Here is a 21,583-nt window from a genome sequence, read left to right as displayed (position 1 = left end):
TCCCTTACTTACGCCGTATGCTTACGCCGTAAGTAGAGCACATACGCCGTAAGCTCTGTCAAGCACGAAGGGAGAGCCGATGGCACGGCGCGAGCCGCTGAACCGCGAGAAAGTCCTGGACGCGGCCCTGGAACTGGCCGGCAAGGAGGGGCTGGAGGGCCTGTCCATGCGGCGGCTGGCGAAGACGCTCGGCGTGGAGGCGATGTCGCTCTACAACCACGTCTCCAGCAAGGCCGACCTCCTGGACGGCATCGTGGAGCTGGTGTTCGCCCAGGTCGAGCCGCCCGATCCGGAGCTGCCGTGGCAGGAGCAGCTCCGCGTCACGGCACGCAACATGCACGCGGCGTTCAGCCGTCACCCCGTGGTGCCGCTGGCGCTGGCGACCGACCGGGCCAACCCGACCTCACCCAAGGCCATGACGGTCCTTGACGGCCTGGTCGGCACGCTGTACGCGGCGGGCTTCGACGACCTGGGCGTCTGGCGGGCGCTGACCGCCGTCAACGGCCTGGTGTTCGGCACCCTGCTGCTGTCCACCGGCGGCTTCACCGGCGACCCGGGCATGCACGCCGGCGAGGAACAGGTGGGCCTCTACATCCACGCGCTCGATCCGGTGCGCCTGCCGCACTTCACCAGGCTGCTGCGCTGGACGCGCGGTGGCGGTGTCGACCCGGCCGCCGACTTCGAGCAGGCCCTGGACCTGCTGATCGACGGACTCGTCACGGCCGCCGCCAACTAGTGGAACAAACTATTCCGTTCTGCTATAGTGGAGGCATCACGAAAGGGGCTCCCATGAGCGACAACTTCACCAGCGGCTGGGACGTTCTGGACGCTTCGCACGAGGCGCTGCGCAAGGCCGTCAGCGGCATCCCGGCCGACGGGTGGCACCTGCCGACCCCCTGCTCCCAGTGGAGCGTCACCAAAGTCTTCAAGCACGCGGTCGGCGACCAGATCGGCTTCGCCGCCACGCTCACGGGCGGGGACGGGCCGGCGTTCAACCCGTTCGACCCGCCCGCCGAGCCGGGCGCGGACCCGTCGGCCGAGCTGGAGGACGCCCTGACCCGGGCCGCCAAGGCGTGGGCCGCGGTCGACCGGGACGCCGCCGAGGTGCCGACGCCGGTGCCGCCGAACACGATGACGCCGTGGATGGGCTCGACGGCGTGCGCACTCGACGCCGCCGTGCACGCCTGGGACATCGCGATGGCCACCGGGCAGCCCTCGCCGCTGACGCCCGAGCTGGCCGGGCCGCTGCTGGAGGTCGCCAAGCAGATCGTCGACCCGCTGCGCCCGTGGGGCGCGTACGCCGAGGCCCTGCCGGACGACGCCGCCGGCGACGAGGTCGCCTCCCTGCTGCGCTACCTCGGCCGCGACCCGCGCTGGACCCCGGCCGCGTGATCCCCCGTACGCGCCCCGCCGCCCGGCGGGGCGCCGGGCGGGCTCAGGAGAACTTGGTCTTCGGACGCTCCTCGCGCTCGCCGTCGACGAAGATGTCCAGCTTCTCGTTGTAGAACGCGATCAGCCCGGCCACGCGCTCGCTCTCGGGCAGCGGAGTGCGGTAGGACCAGGCGAGGTCCTTCTTCCCGTTGACCGTCCAGTACTCCGCCGTCCCCTTGTACGGGCAGTGCGTGGCGGTGTCGGTGTGCTCCAGCAGGTCGAGCCGTACGTCGGTCTTCGGCAGGTAGTAGCGGGCGGGCAGGCCCGTCTCGAACAGGATGCGGGCGTTGCGCGAGTCGGCCACGGTCACGCCGTCGACCTCCACCCGGATGTGCCGCGAGCTCGGCAGGATGTCCACCCTCGTGTACGGGTCGCGCGCGTGCACGTAGACCTCCTCGTCCTCCTCGAACCAGGCGTCCATCGCGTCCCAGTCGAGGCGGACGTGCCCGCGGATCTCCTCCAGCGGCGAGTCGTGGTAGACCAGCGCCGCCTCCGGCGCCTCGGCGGTGCCCGCGCTTACCGTGTGGACGGCGGCGTCGCCCCTGCTCGGGGAGTGCTTGGACGTGCCGGTCGGCTTGAGCGCCGCCTCGTCGACGTCCTGGAGGGGGAGGTAGTAGGTGGGGTAGAAGGGGCCTTCCCACACCAGCAGGGCCCGGGTCGTGTCGGCGATCAGCCGGCCGCCCAGGTAGGTCCGCACGCGCTTGGCCGACCGCTCGACGCGGACCCGGCCCCGGTTCGTGGCATCCATGTTCGCGCCAACCCCCGCGGTGGCGGGGCTATTCCGGTCCTCAGACCCCGAACAGCGCCAGCGTCGCCCACGTCGTCAGCGTCCCGGTGACCGCGCCCGCCGCGACCTGCGCCCACGTGTGGTGCGCGAGGCGGACCCTGGCCCAGCACACCAGCGCGACCACGGCCGCGCCCACCAGGGCGACGGGCAGGACGGGCAGCACGTGCGCCAGCACCACCACCGTGCCCGCCGAGACGGCGGCGTGGAAGGAGATCTTCCAGCGGGTCGTGATCGGCACGGTCACCGCCAGGGCGACCAGCATGGCGGTCACGGTGGCCACCAGCAGCCGCGGCGCGCCCAGTACGACGAGCAGCGCGAGCGCGACCAGCACGGCGGCCACGGCGGCCAGCAGCGGGCCGGTGCGGCGGAGGCGGTCGACGATGTGGTGGGAGTCCAGCCGGCCCGAGCGCACGCCCAGCGCGATCACCGCCGCCGGCACACCGCCGCAGAACGCCGACGCCACCAGGCCCCAGGCGGCTCCCGTCCATCCTTGGGCGAGCAGGCCCACGGCGGGCGGCATGACGATCACCAGCACTTGCGGTGCCAGCAGGTTGGTCACCCGCTTCGCCACCAGGTCGGCCATCATGTGACGAAAGATTACGCGATCATGCCCCCGGCTCTTTCCACCGGACCCACCCCCTCGGGAGCGGGCGGACCTCCGGCTTTCGGGAGAGAGGGTCAGCCCTTGCCGGCGGCGTTGACGATGCGGGTGGTGGAGCGGTCGGGAATGGCCGCCATCTCCCAGCAGTCGGCTCCCAGGATGGCCGCCGCCGCGGCCGCCGCGGCCGCGTGCGGGTCACCCGCCGTGTGGGCGAGCGCCCCGGGCCGCATCGGCGCGAGCAGGTCGATGTAGTCCTCCGGGCCGTGGGCCTCGGACGGCCCGGTCACCACGAAGACGCCGGACACGCAGCGCAGCGCGGCCAGCACCTCGGCCCGCTCCACCGCCGGGTTGAACGGCCGGCTGGGCCCCTTCCACGCCCGCACGCGCGGATCGTCCTCCACGCCGACCACCAGGGGCAGCCCGCGTGCGGCCACGGCGCCCAGGTAGCGCACGTGGCCCACGTGCAGGATGTCGAAGACGCCGGTCACGACGGCCGCCCCCGGCCGGTCGTACGGCTCCACCCAGACGGCCTCCAGGCTGCTCACGCGACCTCCTCCGACGGCCGGGCGAGTAGGCTGCTGTGCACGCTTTGCTCCCCCAGGGGCCTAGACGACTCGTCGATCGCAGCGTACTCGGTCGGCGCGCCGGGCCGTGCAGGCGACCTTGGGAAAGAGAGTTCCTACCTTTTCGCGATAATCTTTCGCCCCCCTCTCGCGCGTCTAGTGACGTCACCTGATTCGGGGGAGGTCATCGTGGCTCCGGACTCTCACCACGCAGACGGGGGTGAATCGCCCGGGTTCCGCGACGTCGCGGTCCGGTTGCCGGGGATTCCCTCCCAGGTGTCACGTGCCAGGGGGCTCGTGACCGCCGCGCTCGGCCGCGACCATCCGCTCCACGACGACGTGGTGCTGCTCACCAGCGAACTGGCCACGAACGCCATCCTGCACTCAAGGTCGGGGGACGGCGGCTCGTTCACGGTGTCGGTGCTCAGCTCGGACACGACGGTCCGGGTGTGCGTGGCCGACGGCGGCGCGGAGGGCCCGCCGTGCGTGTGCCACGCGGCCCCGCAGGCCACCAGCGGCCGGGGGCTGCCGCTGATCGAGGCGCTCAGCCACCGCTGGGGTTTCGTGCGCGAGGCCGGCTCGACGACCGTCTGGTTCGAGCTGACGCAGGCGCGCGTCGCCGCCGGGGTGGCCGTCTAGAAAGGTGGCCGTCCGGAGGACGGCCGTCAGACATCGAGCCGGCACAACCCCTCGGCCAGCGCCTTGGTGGTCAGCCTGGTACGGCTGTCGCACCCCAGCTTGGCGAAGATGTGCTCCAGATGGGTGGTCACCGTGCGCACGCTCAGCACCAGGCAGGCCGCGATCTGCGGGTTGGAGTCGCCGGCCGCGACCCTGGTGAGCACGTCGACCTCGCGGCCGGTCAGCTCGTAGGGCAGCGGGCAGGGCCGTTCGGCGGCGACCGCGCCCTGCAGCGAGCCCTGGTAGCCGACGCCGGCCCGCAGCAGGCGCACCTCGTGCCAGCGTCCGCCGCCGTCGACCCACAGCCCGCGCCGGCTCAGCTCGCGCGAGTCGATGAACGCCCGCGCGAACGCCGCCACGGCCGGGTCGTCCCACAACTCGGGCGAGACCTCGTGGCCGGGCGCCGCGCGGCGCTCGCCGAGCCGGTCGAAGGCGACCGCGCGGAAGTCGGGCGGCAGTCCGACGGGGTCGATCACGCACCGGGTCAGGTCGGTGACGTGCGCGAGCATCGGGCTGACGGCCCCGACCAGGGCGTTGGTGAGCACTGGGAAGGCGTGCCTGGCCGCCAGGTGCAGCAGGCCGGTGTAGCGGCCGCCGTCGGCGAGGAAGAGCGGCGCGGTCAGCCCGGCCCGCCATCCGTAGGGGGCCAGGTGGCGGCGGAAGTAACGTTCGGTGCCCGGCTGCGGCATGGGCACCGGACGCCGCCCGGCGATGGCCTCGCGGCAGGCGTCGAGCGCGGCGTACTCCTCGGCGGCGTCGCGGTCGATGCGGCGGTGGCCGTCGGAGACGACGCTGTGGTGGCGGCCGGTGGCGGGGTCGAAGGCGACGAACTCGTAGGCGTCGAGCGGGACGACCCGGCGCAGCGCCGCCATCGCCGCGTGCGCGCCGCCGCCGCCCGCGACCTCGTAGCCGACCTCGGCGAACGCCTGCAACTGGCGGACGCTCAAGGTGATCTCAGCCACGGCTCTTTTATATCATTTGCCATTCCTTGACCGGCTGTTGAAGATTTTCTTCACGGCCGCCCGCGGTGCTATCGTCGAGCGCATGCAGCGCGCACTCGTCACGACGACGCCGGACACGTTCCCGGCGCGCTGATTCCACGCATCCCGGGCGGACGCCCGGGAGCTGGTCGTTCGCCCTTTCCTCGCAAAGGACGATCATGAACGACCACCGCAGGCTCGGCCGCGAGCTCGGCATCTTCGGCACCGACCCGCTCATCGGCGCCGGCCTCCCCTACTGGCTGCCCGCCGGGGCGGCCGTGCGCAAGGCCGTGGAGGACTACGTCCACGAGCTCGAACGCCGCCACGGCTACCTCCACGTCAACTCCCCCGTGCTCGGCAAGCGCGAGCTGTACGAACGTTCCGGCCACTGGGCCCACTACGCCGAGGACATGTTCCCGCCCATGAACGTGGGCGGCGAGGAGTTCGTGCTGCGCCCCAGCCTGTGCCCGCACCACGCGCTGATCTACCGCTCGCGCGGGCGCAGCCACCGCGACCTGCCGCTGCGCGTGGCCGAGCTCGGCGGCATGTACCGCTCGGAGTTGTCCGGCGTGCTCGGCGGGCTGACCAGGGTACGGGCCATCCAGCTCAACGACGGTCACGTGTTCTGCGCGCCCGAGCAGGCCGCGGCCGAGGTGTCGGCGGCGCTCGACCTGATCGAGACCGCGCACGCCAGGCTCGGCATCGAGGCCGCCCGCTACCGGCTCTCACTGCGCGGCGAGGGCGGCAAGTACGTGGACGACCCCGCGATGTGGGCGCGTTCGGAGGCGATCCTGCGCGACGTGCTCAAGGAACGCGGCCGCGTCTACGACGAGGAACGCGGCGAGGGCGCCTTCTACGGCCCGAAGATCGACATCCAGATCGCCGACCCGGCGGGCCGCGAGAGCACCCTGTCGACCGTCCAGGTGGACCTCTACCAGCCCGAACGCTTCGACCTGTCGTACGCGGGCGGGCGGCGTCCCGTCATGGTCCACCGCAGCGTGGTCGGCGGGCTCGAACGCCTGGTCGCGCACCTGATCGAGGTGCACGGCGGCGCGTTCCCCGCGTGGCTGGCCCCCGTGCAGGCGGTCGTGCTGCCGCTGTCGGACGCCGAGCTGCCCGCGGCCGAGGACGTGCTGCGGCGGGCCGTGGCCGCCGGGCTGCGGGCCGAGCTCGCGCCCGCGGACCGGGGCAGCCTGGGCGCCAGGATCAGGGCCCACAGGCTGGTGCCGTACCAGCTCGTCGTGGGCCCGCGCGAGGTCGCGGACGGCGTGCCCTCGGTACGGCTGCGGGACGGCGGCCAGGCGGGCCCGGTGCTGGTCGAGCGGCTGGCGGAGGAATGCCGGCCACGGTTCTGAGCCCTCAGAGCCAGTCCTTCTTCTTGAACACCGCGTACAGCGCCACGGACGCCACCGCCACCAGCGCCGTCGAACCCCAGAACCCCCACAGCTCCCCGGACCCGGGGTAGGGCACGTTCTGGCCGTAGAAGCCGGTGATGGCGGTCGGCACCGCGATGATGGCGGCCCAGCTCGTCACCCGCTTCATGATGTCGTTGAGGCGGAAGCCCTGCTGGGCCAGCCGGGTCTCGCGGACGTTGGCCAGCATGTCGCGGATCGCCTCGACCCACTCGGCCGCGCGCAGGACGTGGTCGTAGACGTCCTCGTAGTAGGGCGTCATCACCGGGTCGGCCACGATCTCCTGGTCGCGGCGGAGCAGGGTGCCGAGCACCTCGCGCATCGGCATCGAGATCTTGCGCAGCCTGGCGGTGTTCTTGCGCAGCACGTACATGGCGCGCTGGAGTTCCCGCCCGGCGGGCGGCGTGTCGTCGAACAGCGACTCCTCCATGGCCTCGGCCTGCCCGTCGAGGTCCTGGACCAGCTCGAACTGGCTGTCCACGACGTAGTCGAGCAGACCGTGCAGCAGGAAGGAGACGCCGTGCGAGGCCAGACGGGAGGACGCGTCCCAGCGCCGGACCACCTCGTCGATGTCGAAGCAGGCGTTCTCGCGGACGGTCACCAGGGCGTTGGGGGTGACGAAGACGTTCACCTCGACGGGGACGAGGCGGCCCTCGTCGAGGTGGATGCCGTACACGGTGATGAACAGGTGGTTGTCGTAGACGTCCACCTTGGGGCGCTGGTGGTCGGTGAGCACGTCCTCGACGGCCAGTTCGTGCAGGCCGAGCTCCTCGCCGACCAGGTTGAGCTGTTCGGGGGTGGGCGAGCACAGGTCGAACCAGACGGTGGCCTCGGGGTCGCCGACGTGGTCGGAGACCTCCTCGACGGGGAAGCCCTCCTTTTCGAGGGCGCCGTTTCTGTAGAGACGGGTACGCACTAGGCGAGTCTGGCAAATCGCCGCGCGTCCCGCACGGCCGCTCCCCCCTGATCGTTGTTGAAGTACACGTGGACGTCGTGCCATCCGGCCTCCCGCACCCTCCTCGCCCAGCTCCTCAGCGCCGCGTCGCCGTAGGAGGGACGGGGGGCGGCCAGGCCCTCGTGCAGGCGTACGTATCCCCAGTCGGCGGTGCGCCACAGCGGCGTCAGCGGCCGGCCGAGCCGGTCGGTCCAGCACAGCGCGGCCCGCCGGGCGAGCAGCACCTCGCGCACCTCGCCGGTCCACCAGGAGTCGTGCCGGGGCTCCACCGCCACCCGTACGCCGTCGGGGAAGCAGCCGAGGCAGCGGTCCAGCCGGGCGGGGTCGGCCCGCAGCGTGGGCGGCAGTTGCAGCAGGATCGGGCCCAGCTTCTCCTTCAGCTCCCCCGCCGCCGCCATCAGCCGCGCGACCGGCTCCTCGGGCGCGGCCAGCCGTTTGATGTGGGTGAGGTACCTGCTGGCCTTGACCGCCATCACGAACCCGGCGGGCGTACGCTCCCGCCAGGCGGCGAACGTCTCGGGCGTGGGCAGGCGGTAGAAGGCGTTGTTGCTCTCGACCGTGGGGAACTCCGCCGCGTACGTCTCCAGCCACAACCGCTGCGGCACCCCGTCCGGGTAGAGCACGCCGCGCCAGTCCTTGTACTGCCACCCGGAGGTGCCCACCAGCCTCGCCACATCTGGGCTCCTACCCCGGGCCGGGTGCGTTACTGTCGCAGTCCCGGAAGCCGAGGAGGATCTTTCACGCGATGGGCGCCGACCATTTCCACGGCCACTCCCATGGTTCGGCGCCGCCTTCGCGCGGCGCGGTGCTGGCGAGCCTGGCCGTGCTGGTGCCGCTGGCGGTGGCGACGCTGGCCTGTCTGGTGTGGCTCTGGCCGTCGGGGCAGGCGGGGCAGGGAACGCCCGCCGGCCGGGAGGAGCGGGCGGCCGAGCGCGTCGAGGGCACGATCAGCTCGATCACGCTCAGGCGCTGCCCGGCCGTCCAGGCGGGGATGCCGGTGCCCGACCCGGCCACCTGCGGCAACGCGACGGTGACGGTCGGCTCGGGGCCCGACACCGGCAGGAACGTCACCCTGCGCCTGCCGGGCGGGCCGGGGGCGCAGCGGTTCGCGGTGGGCGACGACGTGTTGCTGCTGCGGGCCGGTGACGGCGCCTACCAGCTCTCCGACCACGACCGCTCGACGCCGTTGTGGCTGCTCGGGGGCGCGTTCGCGCTGGCGGTGATCGCCTTCGGCCGGTGGCGCGGGGTGACGGCGCTGGTGGGGCTGGCGGTGACGTTCGGGCTGCTGCTGACGTTCGTGATCCCGGCCGTCCTGGCGGGCGAGCCGCCCATGCTGGTGGCCGTCGTCGGCTCGGCCGCGATCATGCTGGCGGTGCTCTACCTCACCCACGGCTTCTCCCTGACCACGTCGATGGCCGTGCTCGGCACGCTGGCCAGCCTCGCGCTCACCGGGCTGCTGTCGTACGGGGCGCTCGGCCTGGCCCGGCTGAACGGCGTCACCGACGACAGCGCGCTGACCCTGGGCATGAGCCTGTCGATCGACACCCGGGGGCTGCTGCTGGCCAGCGTCATCATCGGGGCGCTCGGCGTGCTCGACGACGTCACGGTCACCCAGGCGGTCACGGTGAACGAGCTGGCCGCGGCCAACCCCTCCTACGGCTTCGCCCGTCTGTACCGGGCCGCGGGACGCATCGGGCGGGCGCACATCGCCTCGGTGATCAACACGATCATCCTGGCGTACGCGGGTGCGTCGCTGCCGCTGCTGCTGCTGTTCAGCATCGGCTCCCAGCCGCTCGGCGAGGTGCTGACCACGCCGGTCGTGGCCCAGGAGATCGTCCGCAGCGTCGTGGGCACCCTCGGGCTCATCGCCGCCGTGCCCATCACGACCGCGTTGTCGGCCCTGGTCGCCACCCGCCGGTCGCCGGGCGAGGGTCAGCCGACCTCGGCGCTGCCGTCCACGCGCAGCTTGCGGCGGGCGCGTTCGTAGAAGGTGGTGCCGAGCCGGACCACCTTCGCCGCCCCCGGCCAGGCGGTGACCGTGACGCTGTCGCCGGAGCACAGGTGGCCGACCACCCGGCCGTCCACCTCGACGGCGAGCCTGCCGCTGGTGGGCAGCACCTCCAGCGTCACCTCCTCGTCGGCGCCCAGCACCAGCGCCCGGTTGAAGGAGGAGTGGGCGGCGGCGGGCACCACGAGGATGGCCTCCACCCGGGGCGAGACGATCGGGCCGCCGGCCGAGAAGCTGTAGGCGGTGGAGCCGGTCGAGGTGGACACGATCACGGCGTCGGCCGACAGGCTCACGAACGAGCTGCCCGACGGCCTGACCGACACGGCCGCCAGCCCCTCGCCGGGGATGCGTACCAGCGCGATGTCGTTGAACGCCGTCACCGCGACCCCCGCGACCACGCTCTTGACCGCCATCCGGGGCTCGATCGTGTACTCGTGGCGGTCGATGGCCGACAACGTGCCGGCCAGCTCGTCGACGTCGATCTCGGCCAGGAACCCGAGCTTGCCCAGGTTGACCCCCAGGATGGGCGTGGGCCGACCGGCCAGCAGCCGCATGGTCCGCAGCATCGTGCCGTCGCCGCCGAGCCCGACCAGCAGGTCGGCCCGCTCGACGAGGGCGACGGCGTCGACCGGTACGGCGCTGCAGTCGATGCGCCCGACCTCCTCGGGCAGGCCGAGCACCGTGGCGCCCTTGTCCGCGGCCCACCGCAGGATGGTGTCGATCGCCTTCTTGGAGTCACGCTGGGGATGCAACACCAGCCCGACTGTCCCGATCATGCCCATGCGAACAGCCTAAACGGTACGGTTCCAGGACATCGGAGGCGGGCTCCGGCGGTGCGGCGGCTCCGCTAACGTCGGGGGCATGCGGCTTCATGTGGGATGCGCGATGTGGACGCACACACCGTGGAACGGACGTTTCCTGCCCCATCCGCTCCCGCCGGGAGAGCGCCTGCGCGCCTACTCGACCTGGTGCGACGCGGTCGAGGGCAACACCACGTTCTACGCGACCCCCGCCCGCGCCACGGTGGAGTCGTGGGCCCGGCAGATCGACCCCGACTTCCGTTTCGTGGTCAAGCTGCCCAAGTCCATCACCCACCACCACCGGCTGACCGGCGCCGAGCACGACCTCCACGCCTTCCTCGACGCCATCGAGCCGCTCGGGCCGCGCGCGCACGCCCTGTGGGTGCAGTTACCGTCCTCCTTCGGGCCCGCCGACGTCGGCACGCTGGCCGCCTTCCTGCGCCGCCTTCCCAGCTCCCACCGCTACGCCGTCGAGGTGCGCCACCGCGCCTTCTTCGACGAGGCGCGCCCGGCCGAGCTGCTGGAACGGGTGCTGGGCGCCGCCGGGGCCGAGTGGGTGCCGTTCGACACGGTGACGCTGTTCCGCAGCCCGCCGACCAGCGACGCCGAGCGCGACGCCTGGACGAAGAAGCCGCGGGTGCCGCGCCGTACCCGCGCGCTCACCGGTCATCCGATCGTGCGCTACCTGGGCCGCGACTCCGTCGAGGCCACGGTGGACGGCTGGCGGGAGTGGGTCGCCACGGTGGTGGGCTGGCTGCGCGAGGGCCGTTCGCCGACCGTGTTCATCCACACGCCCGACAACGCCGACGCGCTGACGCTGGCCCGCCGCTTCCACGACGAGGTACGCGCCCGGGTGCCCGAGCTGCGGCCGCTGCCCGAGCCGATGCCCGCCGAGCCCCCGACCCTGTTCTGAGCCCCGTTGCGCCCGGCGGGCTCACTCCCGCGCCGGCCGGTCGCGCAGGGTGTAGCGGATCGGCAGCTGCTTGAGCCCGCCCACGAACGTGGTGGCGACCCAGGCGGGCTCGCCGTCGAGCTCGACGTTCTCCAGCCGGGGCACCAGCTCGGCGAACAGGGCCCGGATCTCCATCCGGGCGAGCGCGGCCCCGAGGCAGAAGTGCACCCCCGACCCGAAGGCCATGTGCCGGTTGGGGTCGCGGCCCGCGTCGAACCGGAACGGCTCGGCGAACATCTCCTCGTCCCGGTTGGCCGACGGGTACGACAACAACACCGACTCGCCCTCCCCCACCGGCGTGCCGCGTACGTGCGTGTCGGCGGCGGCGGTGCGCATGAACTCCTTGACCGGGCTCACCCAGCGGATCATCTCCTCGGCCGCCAGGGGCAGCAGTCCGGGGTCGCGGCGCAGCCGCCGCAGCTCGCCGGGGTGCCTGATGAGCGCCTCCAGGCCGCCGGCGATGGTGGAGCTGGTGGTGTCGTGCCCGGCGGTGGCGATGATGACGTAGTAGGAGGCGGCGTCGAGGTCGCTCAGCGGGCGGCCGTCCACGCGGGCGTTGGCGATCTCCGAGGCGAGGTCGCCGGTGGGCCTGGCCCGGCGGGCGGCGGTCAGCTCGCGGAAGTAGGCCAGCAGGTCGGCCAGCACCGCGGTGTGGTCGCCGGCGGTGCCGCCGCGGCGCTTGTCGTCGTCGTCCTGGCCGAACAGCTCCTGGGTGAGCCGCAACATGCGCGGGAAGTCCGACTCGGGCAGGCCGAGCAGCGACAGGATGACGTAGAGCGGGTAGTGGACGGCGACCTGGCGGGCGAAGTCGCAGGCGCCGCCGTGGGCGGCCATGCCGTCGACGTAGCGGCGGGCCAGGTCGCGCACACGTACCTCAAGGGCGCGCATCGCCCGGGGGCGGAACCAGTCGGCGGCGACGGCGCGCACGACGCGGTGCTCGGGGTCGTCCATGTGGACGAGCGTCTTCAGTCCGGTGCCGCGCGCCCGCTGCTCGGCCAGGCGGGCGTCGATCTCGGCGCTCCTCAGCACCGGACGCGGGGCGCTCAGCCACAGCTCGTTGTTCCGCTCGATCTCCAGCACGTCGGCGTGCCGGGTGACGGCCCAGAAGGGGTTGTAGCCGGGCACCTCCACGCGGTGCACGGGCGACTCGCGGCGCAACAACGCCAGGGCCTCGTGGAGCCGGGTCTCGTCGGTGTACGCGGCGGGCGTGGCGAACACGTGCCCCGCCTCCTCGACGGACAGGGTCGCGGTCACGGGCGGGCCCTCCTCTCGATGCGGGGGTACGGCCAGGAGAGCCATTCCCCCGGGGCGAGCACGCCATTCGGCCCTCCGGCCGCGCCTCGAACGGGCAAGATCGGGTGAAGCGTACCCGGACCGAGTGGAGTGGACATGACGGCGACCGCCGAGTCACTACGGCAGGCCCCCAGGGAGGCGACCGTCCGCCTGATGGGCGTCGAGGAGGAGTACCTGGTCGTCGATCCGGTCACCCGCGCGGCGGCGCCGCGGGCGGCGGCCGTCGTCGGGCGGGCCGCGGCCTCCCTGGGCGAGCGGGTCTGCACGGAGATCACGCAGTTCCAGGTGGAGGCCAAGACGACCCCGTGCGCGAGCCGGGCCGAGCTGGACGCGGAGCTGCGGCGCATGCGCGAGGTCGTGGCCGCCGCCGCCGTCGAGGAGGGCCTGGCCGTGGTCGCCTCCGGCACGCCGGTCATCGGGGACGTCGTCCCGCCGCCCATCACCGAGCACCCCCGGTACGGGGTGGGCATCGAGAACTACCGCGCCCTCCACGACGAGCAGGCCATCTGCGCCGGCCACGTGCACATCCACGTGCCGGACCGGGAGCAGGCCGTGCTGGTCTGCAACCATGTGCGTCCCTGGCTGCCGGTGCTGCTCGCGCTCATGGCCAACTCGCCCTTCTGGTCCGGCCGCGACACCGGCTACGCGGGCTGGCGCATCCTGGCCTGGAGCAAGTGGCCGGTGGCCGGGCCGCCGCCGTACTTCGGCTCGCTGGAGCACTTCGAGCGTACGGTCGCGGCGCTCACCGCCAGTGGCGCGCTGGTCGATCCCGGGACGCTCTTCTGGGACGTGCGCCCGTCGGCCCGGCTGCCCACGGTGGAGGTGCGGGTGGGCGACGTGCCGGCCTCGACGCGGGAGTCGGTGTTCCTCGCGCTGGTGGTGCGGGCGCTGGTCACGGTGTCGCTGCGCAAGGTGGAGGACGGTGATCCGGGGCCCGAGCCGCCGGCGGAGCTGCTGCGCGTGGCCTACTGGCGGGCCGCCAGGGACGGGCTCGGCGGGTTCGGCGCCGATCCGTTCACGGGCGCGCCGCGGCCGGTCGCCGAGCTGGTGGAGGAGCTGCTCGACCACGTCGGGCCCGCGCTGGCCGCCGCCGGCGACCTGGAGGCGGCCGACACGGGGTGGCGGCTGCTGCGCGAGGGCGGGAGCGGCGCCGACCGCCAGCGGGCCGCGCACGCCCGGCGCGGCGCGCTCACCGACGTGGTCGACGACCTCGCCGCCCGCTTCACCTCCTGCGACTGAAGCCGGGCGTCGTCGCGTGCTTCTCTACGGCTGAAGCCGGGCGGCCAGCCACGTGCGCAGGGGGTCGGCGTGGCGGGCCGGGTGGCGCCAGCGGGCCTGGAGGTCCTCCAGGAGGTGCTGCTCGGCGACCTGCTCCCCGTGCCGCCAGGCCCGGACGACGGGATGCAGGAAGGCGCACTCGTCGGCCCGCTCGGGGGTGGGGTGGCGCTGGATGGCGAACACGTCGCCGCGGTCGCGGGGCCCCCAGCGCAGAGTCAGCGTGAAGCACAACTCCTCGCCGGCGAACCGCTCGCGGGCGTGGTCCTCCGGCAGGTCCTCGTAGTGCCGTACGACGCCGCCGGGCCCGACGACGTAGGCGTCGCACAGGTACTCGAACTGCGTCCACAACGCCGAGCTGTGGTTGACCCGGTCGAGCATGGACTCCGTCAGTGCCCCGGCCTCGGCCGGCAGCTCGCGTACGGGCAGCGGCCTGCCCTCGTAGCGTTCGAGGAGCAGGGCGGTCAGGGAGCGCAGGTTGTAGCGGAAGCCGTCGATGAACGCCGAGGAGGCCCGTTTGAAGTCGCGGGCCTGCATCAGGGTGCCGGCGAAGTAGAGGCCGTCGACGTCGGCCGACTGGAAGTCGGGGCGGATCGCCGGCATCCGGCCGCCGGGGGCCAGGGCCGGGCGGCAGGAGTCGCCGAACAGGCCGGTGTCCATGGTGAAGCCCGTGCAGCGCAGGACCGCGTCGTAGTCCAGCAGCGCCCGCTCACCGTCGGCCAGCGTGTACGTGATCGCGGCCTTGATCCCGCCGTCCTCGCGCCACAGGCGGTCCACCGTGCACTCCAGGACGCCGTGCAGGGTCTTGAACCAGTAGCTGTCCAGGAAGGCGCCGTACTGGCCGCGTACGTGGCCGGGGTGCTTGCTGGTCCAGGCCAGCCGTACGGGGCTCGGGCTGGCGAGGTGGATGACCGCGGCGTGCGGGAGCAACGCCTGCGCGGTCTCGAACGCCGAGTTGCCCTTGCCGATGATGAGGACGCGCTGGTCGGCGAAGTCCTCGCCGGCGATGGAGACGTCCTCGTAGCCGGTGGCCAGCTCGATGCCCGGGATGTCGGGGATGTGAGGGCCGCCCCAGCCGGTCGCCACGATCAGGCAGTCGGCGCGGAACACCTGGTCCCCGGCGTGGACGGCGAAGCGGCCGCCCTCCTCCTTCTCCACGCGCTCGACGGCCGTGGAGTAGCGCACGCGCAGCCCGTGGACGCGCTGGAAGTCGGCCAGGTAGCGGACCAGGCTGTCGGCGTGCGGGAAGTACTCCTGCGAGTAGTGCGGGAACATCACGTCGGGCTCGTCGTTGAGCAGGGAGTTCCAGTCCCAGCGGAGCTGGATCTCCCGGTCCTTCTCGCCGGTGTGCACCTTGTTCAGCGAGATGAGCCGCCGGTGGCGCGGGTAGCGGCGGAAGAAGCCGCCGGGCGCGTCCTCGCGTTCCAGCGTGACGTAGTCGGCCCCGGCTCGTTGCAGGAAGTAGCTGAGCTGCAGGCCGGCGGGGCCGGCGCCGATGATCAGGAACCGGTGGTCGTGTTCCTCCGCCGCCATCAGCCCTGCTGTCCCGGCGCCGGTGGGACGGTCGTGTAGCCGTGGGCGAGGATGCGCTGGGCGGCCAGGTCGTAGCCGGCCGGGTCGTCGGGCGCGTGCGTGCCCAGGCCGTCGACGTACCGGTTGAACATGCAGAACGCGGCCGCGATCAGTACGGTGTGGTGCAGTTCCCGGTCGGTGGCCCCCTCCGCCCTGGCCGCGGCCACGAGCTTGTCGGTGACGTCCCTGCCGCTGCGCTGGACGGCCGCGGCGATGGCGAGCAGGGCCCTGAGCTTGGGCGACACGGGCGCCGCGATGGGGTCGGCGCGGACCTGGTCCACCAGCGCCATGCCCTCGGGCAGTTGCGCGGCGGCGAACGCGGCGTGCGAAGCCGTGCAGAACCGGCACTCGTTGAGCCCCGACACGTAGGCCGCGATCAGCTCCCGCTCTCCGCGGCTCAGCGTGCTGTCGCCGCGGAGGAGGACCTCGGCCAGCGCGTTCATCGGCGCGGCCGTCTCCGGGCTGAACTGGAAAAGTCCGCGGATCCCTGGCTCGTCGGAATCGAGGGCAATATGGGGCATGCACGCTCCCAGCGATGCGGTTTTCTCCTAGTCTGCACACTCCCGCAAATTGCGCAAGATCCCGTTAAATGCGCCTCCTTCTTGTCTTCCCGCAACTGATCCGCGTAATGTCACGGACGCCACTTAAACCCCGTTTGTGACTGGGCGGTCGTCATGGATGAGCATCCCCACATCACCGTTGCCAGCAACACCTACGACGCCATTGCCAAGGGTGACCTGGAGGACCTTGGCCGGCTGCTCGCCGACGACGTGGTCTTCCACGTCCCCGGCCGCGGCCCGATGGCCCGCGACTACTCCGGCAAGGACGCGGTCCTCGGCTACCTGGCCGAGCTGCTGAAGGCCACCACCGGCACACTGCGCCTGGAGCCGGAGTCCTACCTCGTCGGCGACGACCAGATCGCCGCGGTCCTGCGGATCCGGGGCGAGCGGGACGGCCGCACGCTCGACGACCGCGGCATGCAGCTCTTCAGGATCGCCGACGGGAAGATCAGCGAGCGCTGGAGCTTCCCGCTCGACCCCTACTCGGTGGACGAGTTCTTCGGCTGACCGTCCGGCGCCGGACGGGGCCGCTCAGCCGGCCTCGTCCAGTGCCTCGTCGTTCCACACCTTGACGTATCCGCTGGTCAGGCGGGCCCTGTCGGCGTAGTGGCCGGGGTCGTCGGTGGCCAGCGTGGCCAGGCCGTCCACGTACCGGTTGTACATGCAGAAGGCCGCGGCGATCAGCACCGTGTCGTGGATCTCCAGGTCCGTGGCGCCCTCGGCCCTGGCCGCTCGTACGTGCTCGTCCCCGACCTCGCGTCCGCCGCGCTGCACGGCCGCGGCGATGGCGAGCAGGGCCTTGAGCTTGCCGGACAAGGGGGCCGTGCCCGGATCGGCGCAGGTCTGGTCGACCAGCGTCATGCCGTCCGGCACGCGTACGGCGGCGAAGGCCGCGTGAGTGTGGAAGCAGAACCGGCACCGGTTCAGCGACGACACGTACGCGGCGATCAGTTCGCGCTCGCCGCGGGACAGCGGGCTGTCCCCGCACAGCAGCACCTCCGAGAGGAGGGTCAGCGGTTCGGCCGCCTCCGGGCGATAGCGGAACAACCCCCGGATACCAGGCTCATCGGATATCAGCTGAATATGCGAACGCTTCCCGCCCGCGTGATTGACGAATTCACGCCGGTCCCCGTCGCGTGAGACCGTTTGTACCCCTGAATTTCCCATTCGGCCCTCCAACGTCCGTTTGCCTGCCTATGGGAACCAGTGTGCGGGTTCACCGCGCGGAGAATCCGGCCGGGAACGACCAGGAAGTTGCGTACCGGTGACCACTTGATGCCATCCGCGGCCCCGGCGCGCCGACAGCGCCCTCGACCAGCGATAACGGACAGTATGGATATCCTGGCTTACGGTAGCTGAAGCGGCACGATCCGGGGGCGGAGCATGAAGATCGGCATCATCGGCGCAGGGAACATCGGAGGCACGCTCACCCGGCGCCTGGCGGAGCTGGGGCACGAGGTGGCGGTGGCCAACTCGCGGGGCCCGCAGACGCTCGCCGGCCTGGCCGCCGAGACCGGCGCGACGCCCGTGACCGTCGAGGAGGCGCCCCAGGGCGCCGACCTGGTCGTCGTCACGATCCCGCAGGGCAAGGTGCCCCAGCTGCCCGACGACCTGTTCGGCGACGTCACCGAGGGCGTGACCGTCGTGGACACCGGCAACTACTACCCCCAGCGCGACGGCAGGATCGACGAGATCGAGGCCGGCATGCCGGAGAGCCGGTGGGTCGAGCAGCAGCTCGGGCATCCGGTGGTGAAGGCGTTCAACAACATCTACGCCGACCATCTCGGCAACGCGGGCCGCCCGTCCGGCGCGCCGGGGCGCATCGCCCTGCCCGTCGCCGCCGACGACGAGCGCGGCAAGAAGATCGTGATGGGGCTGGTCGACGCGCTCGGCTTCGACCCGGTCGACGCCGGCGGTCTGGACGAGTCCTGGCGACAGCAGCCGGGCTCGCCCGTCTACACCACCGACAAGGACGCGGAAGGCGTCAGGGAGGCCCTCGGCCAGGCCCGGCAGGAACGCACGCCGGAATGGCGGGCCTGAAGGGCGAGTCCTCAGCGCCAGTCCTCAAGCTCGGTCCTCAGGGCTGGGCGGTGCGCAGGAGCAGCACGGCGATGTCGTCGGCGCGGTGCTCGACGGCCGCCACGGGGCCGATCATCGACTCCGCCAGGTCGGTGAGCGGCTGCCGCGGTGACGGGGCGAACCCGGCGGCCAGGTCGCCGATCGCCTCGCCGATGTCGTGCCCGGGAATCTCGATGAGCCCGTCGGTGTAGAGGGCCAGCACCGAGCCGGGCGGCAGGGCGACCTGGGCGGTGACGTACTCGGTGTGCGGGTCGACGCCCAGCAGCAGGCCGGGCGCGGAGGCCACCACCCGGGCGGGCTCCCCCGGCCGGCGCAGCAGCGCCGGCGGGTGGCCCGCGCTGGCCACGCAGGCCATGCCCCGGGCCAGGTCGATGCTGATGTACAGGCAGCTCGTGAACCGGTCCGGGGCCAGCTCGGTCAGCAGGCGGTTGGTGTGCGCGAGCACCTCGCCGGGGTTGGCGCCCGCGGTGGCGTGCGCGTGGATGGCGGTACGCACCTGGCCCATGAGCGCGGCGGCGGTGACGTCGTGCCCCTGTACGTCGCCGATCACGGCGGCGGCCACCGTCTCCTCCAGGCGGATGAGGTCGTAGAAGTCGCCGCCGATGTCCATGCCGGGCGTGGCGGGCAGGTAGCGGGCGACCACCTCCAGCCCGGGGATGCCGGGCAGCGTGCGCGGCAGCAGGCTCGACTGCAACGACTGCGCGAACTGATGCTTGATGTCGTAGAGGCGGGCACGTTCGAACGCCTGGGCGATGAGCCCGCCGAGGGCCGTCAGGCTCGCCCGCTCGTCGGCGGTGAAGCGGTGGGGACGGTCGTAGGCCAGGATGCACATCCCGGCCGTCCGCCCGCCGGCGGTCAGCGGCAGGAACGCCCAGGCGGACATGCCGTCCGAGCGGATCGCGTCCGGGTAGGTCTCGCGCAGCTCGGCCCAGTCGCCGAAGAAGGCCGGCGCCCCGGCGGCCAGGAGGTGGGTGGGCGGCAGGCGCATGAGGGGCCGGCCGTCGTAGTCCTCGATCGCCTTCTTGCTGTATCCGCGCGAGGCGGCCACGCACATGCGGCCGGCCCTGGAGGTGAGGATGGCCAGGGCCTGTACGTGGTAGGCGGGCATCACGTGGTCGGCGACGAGGTTGATCACCTCCTGGGCGGTGACGGCCCGCGCGAGGGTCGTGGCCAGGTGCAGCATCTCGTGCAGCGCGACCAGGCGCGGCGGCCGGTCGGCGGCGGCGAGCCGGTCCGGCATGACCGGGCGGGGGTCGCGGGCCATCGTGCTCGGCGTGACGCGTACGGTAACGCCGGCGATGCCCGGATAGAGGTGGAAGGCCAGCCACTGGCCGCCCGGATTGCGGGTGGTGAAGTAGGTGACCTGCTGGCTGACCACGGCGGCGCGGTATCGGTCCTCGTAGGCGGGATCGGCCAGCCAGGGCAGCGCGTCCCAGGGCCGCTTCCCGATCAGCTCCCCGGCGTCGGCCCGCAGCAGGTCGGCCGCCGGGGCGGTGAGCAGGACGAGCCGGCCCTCGACGTCGAGCATGCAGTAGCCCTCCGGCAGCCGGTTGAGGCCGGCCAGCAGGAGGTCGTCGCCGACGGGCGGCTCCCTGGTCAGCACCCGCGGCTGGTGCCCCGGCGGCACCGGCCGGTTCCCCCGGGGGACGATCTCCGCCAGGTCCTCGCAGGTGGCGGTGAGGACGTCGAGCTGATGGCCGTCGGGCCGGCGGGCCGGGGCCGGCGGCCAGAGCAGCATGAGGGCCCCTCGTACCTCGCCCCCGTGGTCGATGAGGGGCGCGACGGCCATGGCGAACCCGTACGGGAAGGCGAGCGCCACGAGCGGGAACTCGCGGGCCATGGCCTCCCGGTCGGGCAGCCACACCAGCCGCCGCTGCCGCACCGCCATCGCGATCGGCGACTGGTCGGTCGTCCTGATCAGGACCCACGAGCGCGAGAAGGGCTCGGGGAGCCCCGCCTCGGCCTCCATCATCAGCACACGCCCCTCCTCGGCCAGGAGGAAGAGCACGCACACGTGCGCCTGCGCGGTGACGGCCGCGCCGAGCAGCAGCCTGTCCACGCGGGCGCCGCCGTCCGCGGGGCCGGGAGGTGGCGGCGGATGGCGGGGAACATCTCCCATGAAATCAGGCTATGAAGGCGCCTTGTACGGACATATTTACTCTCCGTAATGGATGAGCAAATTGTTCCTTGACGCTTCAGCCCGATCGTCGGACCGCCGGTGGTCAGACCAGCGGGCCGAGGTAGGTGCCGCCCGAGACGTCGATGGTCTGGCCGGTCACCCACCGCGCCCGCGGACCGGCCAGGAACCCGACCACGTCGGCGACGTCCTCGGGCTCGCCGAGCCGGCCGAGCGCGGTCATGGACTCCAGCCCGGCGACCACCTCGGGGATGGAGGTGTAGCCCGCCGTCATGTCGGTGCGTACGGCGCCGGGCGCCACGGTGTTCACGGTGATGCCGCGCCGGCCCAGTTCGTTGGCCAGCGTCGGGGCCATCGACTCCAGCGCCGCCTTGCTGATCGTGTAGCCGATCTGCGTGGTGACCGCGAACCGGCTGGCCGTCGAGCCCATGTTGATGATGCGGCCGCCGTCGTTCAGCAGCGGCAGCGCGCGCTGGATCACGAAGAACGGCGTGGTGACGTTGATCGACATCACCCGTTCGAACTCCTCCTGCGTCAGGTGCGCGACCGGGCTGGTCGAGGCGATGCCCGCGTTGTTGACCAGGATGTCCAGCCCGCGTCCGGCCAGTCCGGTGGTCAGGCCCTCGAACAGCCGGTCCACCGCGCCGTCCGTGCCGAACCTGGCCCGCACCGCGAACGCCTGGCCGCCGCCGTCCTCGATCAGGGCGACGGTCTGCTTGGCCGCCTCGTCGTCGCCGCCGTAGTGGACGGCCACCAGCGCCCCTTCGGCGGCGAGCAGCAGCTCCACCGCGCGGCCGATCCCCCGCGAGCCACCCGTCACCAGCGCCGTCCTGCCGTTCAGCATGCTCATTGTTCCGCTCCCCACCTGTGTGGCCTCTGCTCCGCGGTCGCGGAGACGGGTCAACAGTGGCGGGGGCCGCTCACCGCGCTCTCACCGGCGGCTCACCGGCCAGGGGGACGCTAGCTGACCGCGGGTGAGGAGTCGCCGCCCTCCCAGGGGCGCAGATGGGCGGCCAGGGGCAGGCGCATGCTCAGCCGCAGCCTGCTGCCTCCCTGCGGATGGTCGAGGCCGACCTCGTCGCACAGGTGGTGGATCAGCCACAGGCCGAGGTGCCGGGCCGAGGCCCCGGTACGGGTGAGGCGGGCGTCGGCCAGATGTTCGGGCCGCAGGCGGCCGGCGGCGTCGCAGACCTCGACCGTCAGGACGGCGGCGTCGGTGTAGGCGGTGACCGTGCCGCGGGCGCCGCCGTGCTCCAGGACGTTCGCGGCGGCCTCGTTGACGGCGAGCACCAGATGGTCGAGCCGCGTGCCGGACAGGCCCGCGTGGCGGGCGTAGACGCGGACCAGATCGCGGGTCAGCGCCAGATTGTTGGTGATGGTGCACCGCAGGTGGAAGGGTACGTGCATGCGCTGTCCCTACCTCGTACGGGGACGACGGCCGCGTAAAGCGCGCGAGCCGGGGCAGGGGGTAAGGCGACCGAGTAAACGAGCCGAGCCGGG

23 protein-coding genes are annotated in these 21,583 nt (G+C 72.5%); 9 read left to right on the top strand and 14 right to left on the bottom strand.

Going from position 1 to position 21,583, the window contains the following annotated elements; translation table 11 throughout:
• The first annotated feature begins 79 nt into the window (after positions 1-79).
• The gene (locus DMB42_RS29885; RefSeq protein WP_125638786.1) at positions 80-736 is read left to right on the top strand and encodes a TetR/AcrR family transcriptional regulator; all 657 of its coding nucleotides are present in this window, start codon (positions 80-82) and stop codon (positions 734-736) included.
• A 53-nt stretch (positions 737-789) separates the two neighbouring features.
• A complete protein-coding gene (locus DMB42_RS29880; protein WP_125638783.1) occupies positions 790-1,392 on the top strand; it encodes a TIGR03086 family metal-binding protein in 603 nt (200 codons plus the stop codon).
• 43 nt (positions 1,393-1,435) lie between these two features.
• Here DMB42_RS29880 and DMB42_RS29875 read toward each other — a convergent pair whose 3' ends face one another.
• The 3 genes from DMB42_RS29875 to DMB42_RS29865 all read right to left on the bottom strand — a co-directional run bounded on the left by DMB42_RS29875 (position 1,436) and on the right by DMB42_RS29865 (position 3,364).
• Positions 1,436-2,179, bottom strand: coding sequence for a DUF427 domain-containing protein (locus tag DMB42_RS29875; protein WP_125638780.1), 744 nt, complete (start codon positions 2,177-2,179; stop codon positions 1,436-1,438).
• Between the two features lie 40 nt (positions 2,180-2,219).
• The gene (locus tag DMB42_RS29870; protein WP_125638777.1) at positions 2,220-2,804 is read right to left on the bottom strand and encodes a hypothetical protein; all 585 of its coding nucleotides are present in this window, start codon (positions 2,802-2,804) and stop codon (positions 2,220-2,222) included.
• A 92-nt stretch (positions 2,805-2,896) separates the two neighbouring features.
• Positions 2,897-3,364, bottom strand: coding sequence for an adenylyltransferase/cytidyltransferase family protein (locus DMB42_RS29865; RefSeq protein ID WP_125638774.1), 468 nt, complete (start codon positions 3,362-3,364; stop codon positions 2,897-2,899).
• A gap of 294 nt (positions 3,365-3,658) precedes the next feature.
• On the opposite strand from DMB42_RS29865, the gene DMB42_RS29860 reads away from it, so the two are divergent.
• Positions 3,659-4,021, top strand: coding sequence for an ATP-binding protein (locus DMB42_RS29860; RefSeq protein ID WP_229824136.1), 363 nt, complete (start codon positions 3,659-3,661; stop codon positions 4,019-4,021).
• Between the two features lie 26 nt (positions 4,022-4,047).
• Here the strand turns inward: DMB42_RS29860 and DMB42_RS29855 are convergent, their stop codons facing one another.
• A complete protein-coding gene (locus tag DMB42_RS29855) occupies positions 4,048-5,022 on the bottom strand; it encodes a LuxR C-terminal-related transcriptional regulator (protein ID WP_125638771.1) in 975 nt (324 codons plus the stop codon).
• A gap of 65 nt (positions 5,023-5,087) precedes the next feature.
• Here DMB42_RS29855 and thrS point away from each other — a divergent pair, with 65 nt between their 5' ends.
• On the top strand, positions 5,088-6,395 hold the full coding sequence (gene thrS, locus DMB42_RS29850; protein ID WP_260478026.1) for a threonine--tRNA ligase: 1,308 nt from the start codon (positions 5,088-5,090) through the stop codon (positions 6,393-6,395).
• A gap of 4 nt (positions 6,396-6,399) precedes the next feature.
• On the opposite strand, the gene DMB42_RS29845 is transcribed toward thrS, so the two are convergent.
• Positions 6,400-7,368: a magnesium transporter CorA family protein gene (locus tag DMB42_RS29845; RefSeq protein ID WP_260478025.1), complete on the bottom strand. Its 969-nt coding sequence runs from the start codon at positions 7,366-7,368 to the stop codon at positions 6,400-6,402.
• Positions 7,368-8,081 carry a DUF72 domain-containing protein gene (locus DMB42_RS29840; protein ID WP_125638762.1) on the bottom strand — a complete coding sequence of 238 codons (714 nt, stop codon included), beginning with the start codon at positions 8,079-8,081 and terminating at the stop codon, positions 7,368-7,370. Before DMB42_RS29840 ends, DMB42_RS29845 begins: the two co-directional genes overlap by 1 nt.
• A gap of 71 nt (positions 8,082-8,152) precedes the next feature.
• Here DMB42_RS29840 and DMB42_RS29835 point away from each other — a divergent pair, with 71 nt between their 5' ends.
• The gene (locus DMB42_RS29835) at positions 8,153-9,394 is read left to right on the top strand and encodes a YibE/F family protein (protein ID WP_125638759.1); all 1,242 of its coding nucleotides are present in this window, start codon (positions 8,153-8,155) and stop codon (positions 9,392-9,394) included.
• Here DMB42_RS29835 and DMB42_RS29830 read toward each other — a convergent pair.
• Entirely contained in the window at positions 9,340-10,197 is an 858-nt protein-coding gene (locus tag DMB42_RS29830; RefSeq protein WP_125638756.1) for an NAD(+)/NADH kinase, read from the bottom strand. The genes DMB42_RS29835 and DMB42_RS29830 overlap by 55 nt on opposite strands.
• Positions 10,198-10,276: 79 nt before the next feature.
• Here DMB42_RS29830 and DMB42_RS29825 point away from each other — a divergent pair, with 79 nt between their 5' ends.
• Positions 10,277-11,128, top strand: coding sequence for a DUF72 domain-containing protein (locus tag DMB42_RS29825; RefSeq protein ID WP_125638753.1), 852 nt, complete (start codon positions 10,277-10,279; stop codon positions 11,126-11,128).
• A gap of 21 nt (positions 11,129-11,149) precedes the next feature.
• On the opposite strand, the gene DMB42_RS29820 is transcribed toward DMB42_RS29825, so the two are convergent.
• Positions 11,150-12,421, bottom strand: coding sequence for a cytochrome P450 (locus DMB42_RS29820; RefSeq protein WP_260478024.1), 1,272 nt, complete (start codon positions 12,419-12,421; stop codon positions 11,150-11,152).
• Positions 12,422-12,556: 135 nt separating this feature from the next.
• On the opposite strand from DMB42_RS29820, the gene DMB42_RS29815 reads away from it, so the two are divergent.
• Positions 12,557-13,699 (top strand): glutamate--cysteine ligase, encoded by a 1,143-nt coding sequence (locus DMB42_RS29815; protein ID WP_125638748.1) that lies wholly within the window; start codon positions 12,557-12,559, stop codon positions 13,697-13,699.
• A 24-nt stretch (positions 13,700-13,723) separates the two neighbouring features.
• Here DMB42_RS29815 and DMB42_RS29810 read toward each other — a convergent pair whose 3' ends face one another.
• Together DMB42_RS29810 and DMB42_RS29805 are read right to left on the bottom strand one after the other, a co-directional pair.
• Positions 13,724-15,268: an NAD(P)-binding domain-containing protein gene (locus DMB42_RS29810; RefSeq protein WP_125638745.1), complete on the bottom strand. Its 1,545-nt coding sequence runs from the start codon at positions 15,266-15,268 to the stop codon at positions 13,724-13,726.
• Positions 15,268-15,828, bottom strand: a complete 561-nt coding sequence (locus tag DMB42_RS29805) for a carboxymuconolactone decarboxylase family protein (protein ID WP_125638742.1) — start codon at positions 15,826-15,828, stop codon at positions 15,268-15,270. The genes DMB42_RS29810 and DMB42_RS29805 overlap by 1 nt, the downstream gene beginning before the upstream one ends.
• Before the next feature lie 153 nt (positions 15,829-15,981).
• Between DMB42_RS29805 and DMB42_RS29800 the strand changes: the two genes are divergently transcribed.
• Positions 15,982-16,374 (top strand): nuclear transport factor 2 family protein, encoded by a 393-nt coding sequence (locus DMB42_RS29800; RefSeq protein ID WP_125638740.1) that lies wholly within the window; start codon positions 15,982-15,984, stop codon positions 16,372-16,374.
• A 24-nt stretch (positions 16,375-16,398) separates the two neighbouring features.
• Here DMB42_RS29800 and DMB42_RS29795 read toward each other — a convergent pair whose 3' ends face one another.
• Complete coding sequence (locus tag DMB42_RS29795; RefSeq protein ID WP_229824133.1) at positions 16,399-16,914, bottom strand: carboxymuconolactone decarboxylase family protein; 516 nt, start codon at positions 16,912-16,914, stop codon at positions 16,399-16,401.
• Between the two features lie 321 nt (positions 16,915-17,235).
• On the opposite strand from DMB42_RS29795, the gene DMB42_RS29790 reads away from it, so the two are divergent.
• The gene (locus DMB42_RS29790; RefSeq protein WP_396984080.1) at positions 17,236-17,907 is read left to right on the top strand and encodes an NADPH-dependent F420 reductase; all 672 of its coding nucleotides are present in this window, start codon (positions 17,236-17,238) and stop codon (positions 17,905-17,907) included.
• A gap of 37 nt (positions 17,908-17,944) precedes the next feature.
• On the opposite strand, the gene DMB42_RS29785 is transcribed toward DMB42_RS29790, so the two are convergent.
• The 3 genes from DMB42_RS29785 to DMB42_RS29775 all read right to left on the bottom strand — a co-directional run bounded on the left by DMB42_RS29785 (position 17,945) and on the right by DMB42_RS29775 (position 21,490).
• Complete coding sequence (locus DMB42_RS29785; RefSeq protein ID WP_125638731.1) at positions 17,945-20,065, bottom strand: SpoIIE family protein phosphatase; 2,121 nt, start codon at positions 20,063-20,065, stop codon at positions 17,945-17,947.
• A gap of 103 nt (positions 20,066-20,168) precedes the next feature.
• The gene (locus DMB42_RS29780) at positions 20,169-20,933 is read right to left on the bottom strand and encodes an SDR family NAD(P)-dependent oxidoreductase (RefSeq protein ID WP_125638728.1); all 765 of its coding nucleotides are present in this window, start codon (positions 20,931-20,933) and stop codon (positions 20,169-20,171) included.
• Positions 20,934-21,043: 110 nt separating this feature from the next.
• Positions 21,044-21,490: an ATP-binding protein gene (locus DMB42_RS29775; RefSeq protein ID WP_125638725.1), complete on the bottom strand. Its 447-nt coding sequence runs from the start codon at positions 21,488-21,490 to the stop codon at positions 21,044-21,046.
• Positions 21,491-21,583 lie beyond the last annotated feature (93 nt).

Origin of the sequence: Nonomuraea sp. WAC 01424, from assembly GCF_003947315.1 — a bacterium.
GTDB lineage: Bacteria > Actinomycetota > Actinomycetes > Streptosporangiales > Streptosporangiaceae > Nonomuraea > Nonomuraea spiralis.
This window is presented reverse-complemented; position numbering and strand designations above follow the sequence as displayed.

Coding starts and splice junctions, on each gene's coding strand:
- DMB42_RS29835 (WP_125638759.1), top strand. CDS start 8,153: ATGGGCGCCGACCATTTCCACGGCCACTCCCATGGTTCGGCGCCGCCT.
- DMB42_RS29810 (WP_125638745.1), bottom strand. CDS start 15,268: ATGGCGGCGGAGGAACACGACCACCGGTTCCTGATCATCGGCGCCGGC.
- DMB42_RS29875 (WP_125638780.1), bottom strand. CDS start 2,179: ATGGATGCCACGAACCGGGGCCGGGTCCGCGTCGAGCGGTCGGCCAAG.
- DMB42_RS29785 (WP_125638731.1), bottom strand. CDS start 20,065: ATGGGAGATGTTCCCCGCCATCCGCCGCCACCTCCCGGCCCCGCGGAC.
- DMB42_RS29775 (WP_125638725.1), bottom strand. CDS start 21,490: ATGCACGTACCCTTCCACCTGCGGTGCACCATCACCAACAATCTGGCG.
- DMB42_RS29825 (WP_125638753.1), top strand. CDS start 10,277: ATGCGGCTTCATGTGGGATGCGCGATGTGGACGCACACACCGTGGAAC.
- DMB42_RS29815 (WP_125638748.1), top strand. CDS start 12,557: ATGACGGCGACCGCCGAGTCACTACGGCAGGCCCCCAGGGAGGCGACC.
- DMB42_RS29780 (WP_125638728.1), bottom strand. CDS start 20,933: ATGAGCATGCTGAACGGCAGGACGGCGCTGGTGACGGGTGGCTCGCGG.
- DMB42_RS29805 (WP_125638742.1), bottom strand. CDS start 15,828: ATGCCCCATATTGCCCTCGATTCCGACGAGCCAGGGATCCGCGGACTT.
- DMB42_RS29830 (WP_125638756.1), bottom strand. CDS start 10,197: ATGGGCATGATCGGGACAGTCGGGCTGGTGTTGCATCCCCAGCGTGAC.
- DMB42_RS29800 (WP_125638740.1), top strand. CDS start 15,982: ATGGATGAGCATCCCCACATCACCGTTGCCAGCAACACCTACGACGCC.
- DMB42_RS29870 (WP_125638777.1), bottom strand. CDS start 2,804: ATGATGGCCGACCTGGTGGCGAAGCGGGTGACCAACCTGCTGGCACCG.
- DMB42_RS29880 (WP_125638783.1), top strand. CDS start 790: ATGAGCGACAACTTCACCAGCGGCTGGGACGTTCTGGACGCTTCGCAC.
- DMB42_RS29885 (WP_125638786.1), top strand. CDS start 80: ATGGCACGGCGCGAGCCGCTGAACCGCGAGAAAGTCCTGGACGCGGCC.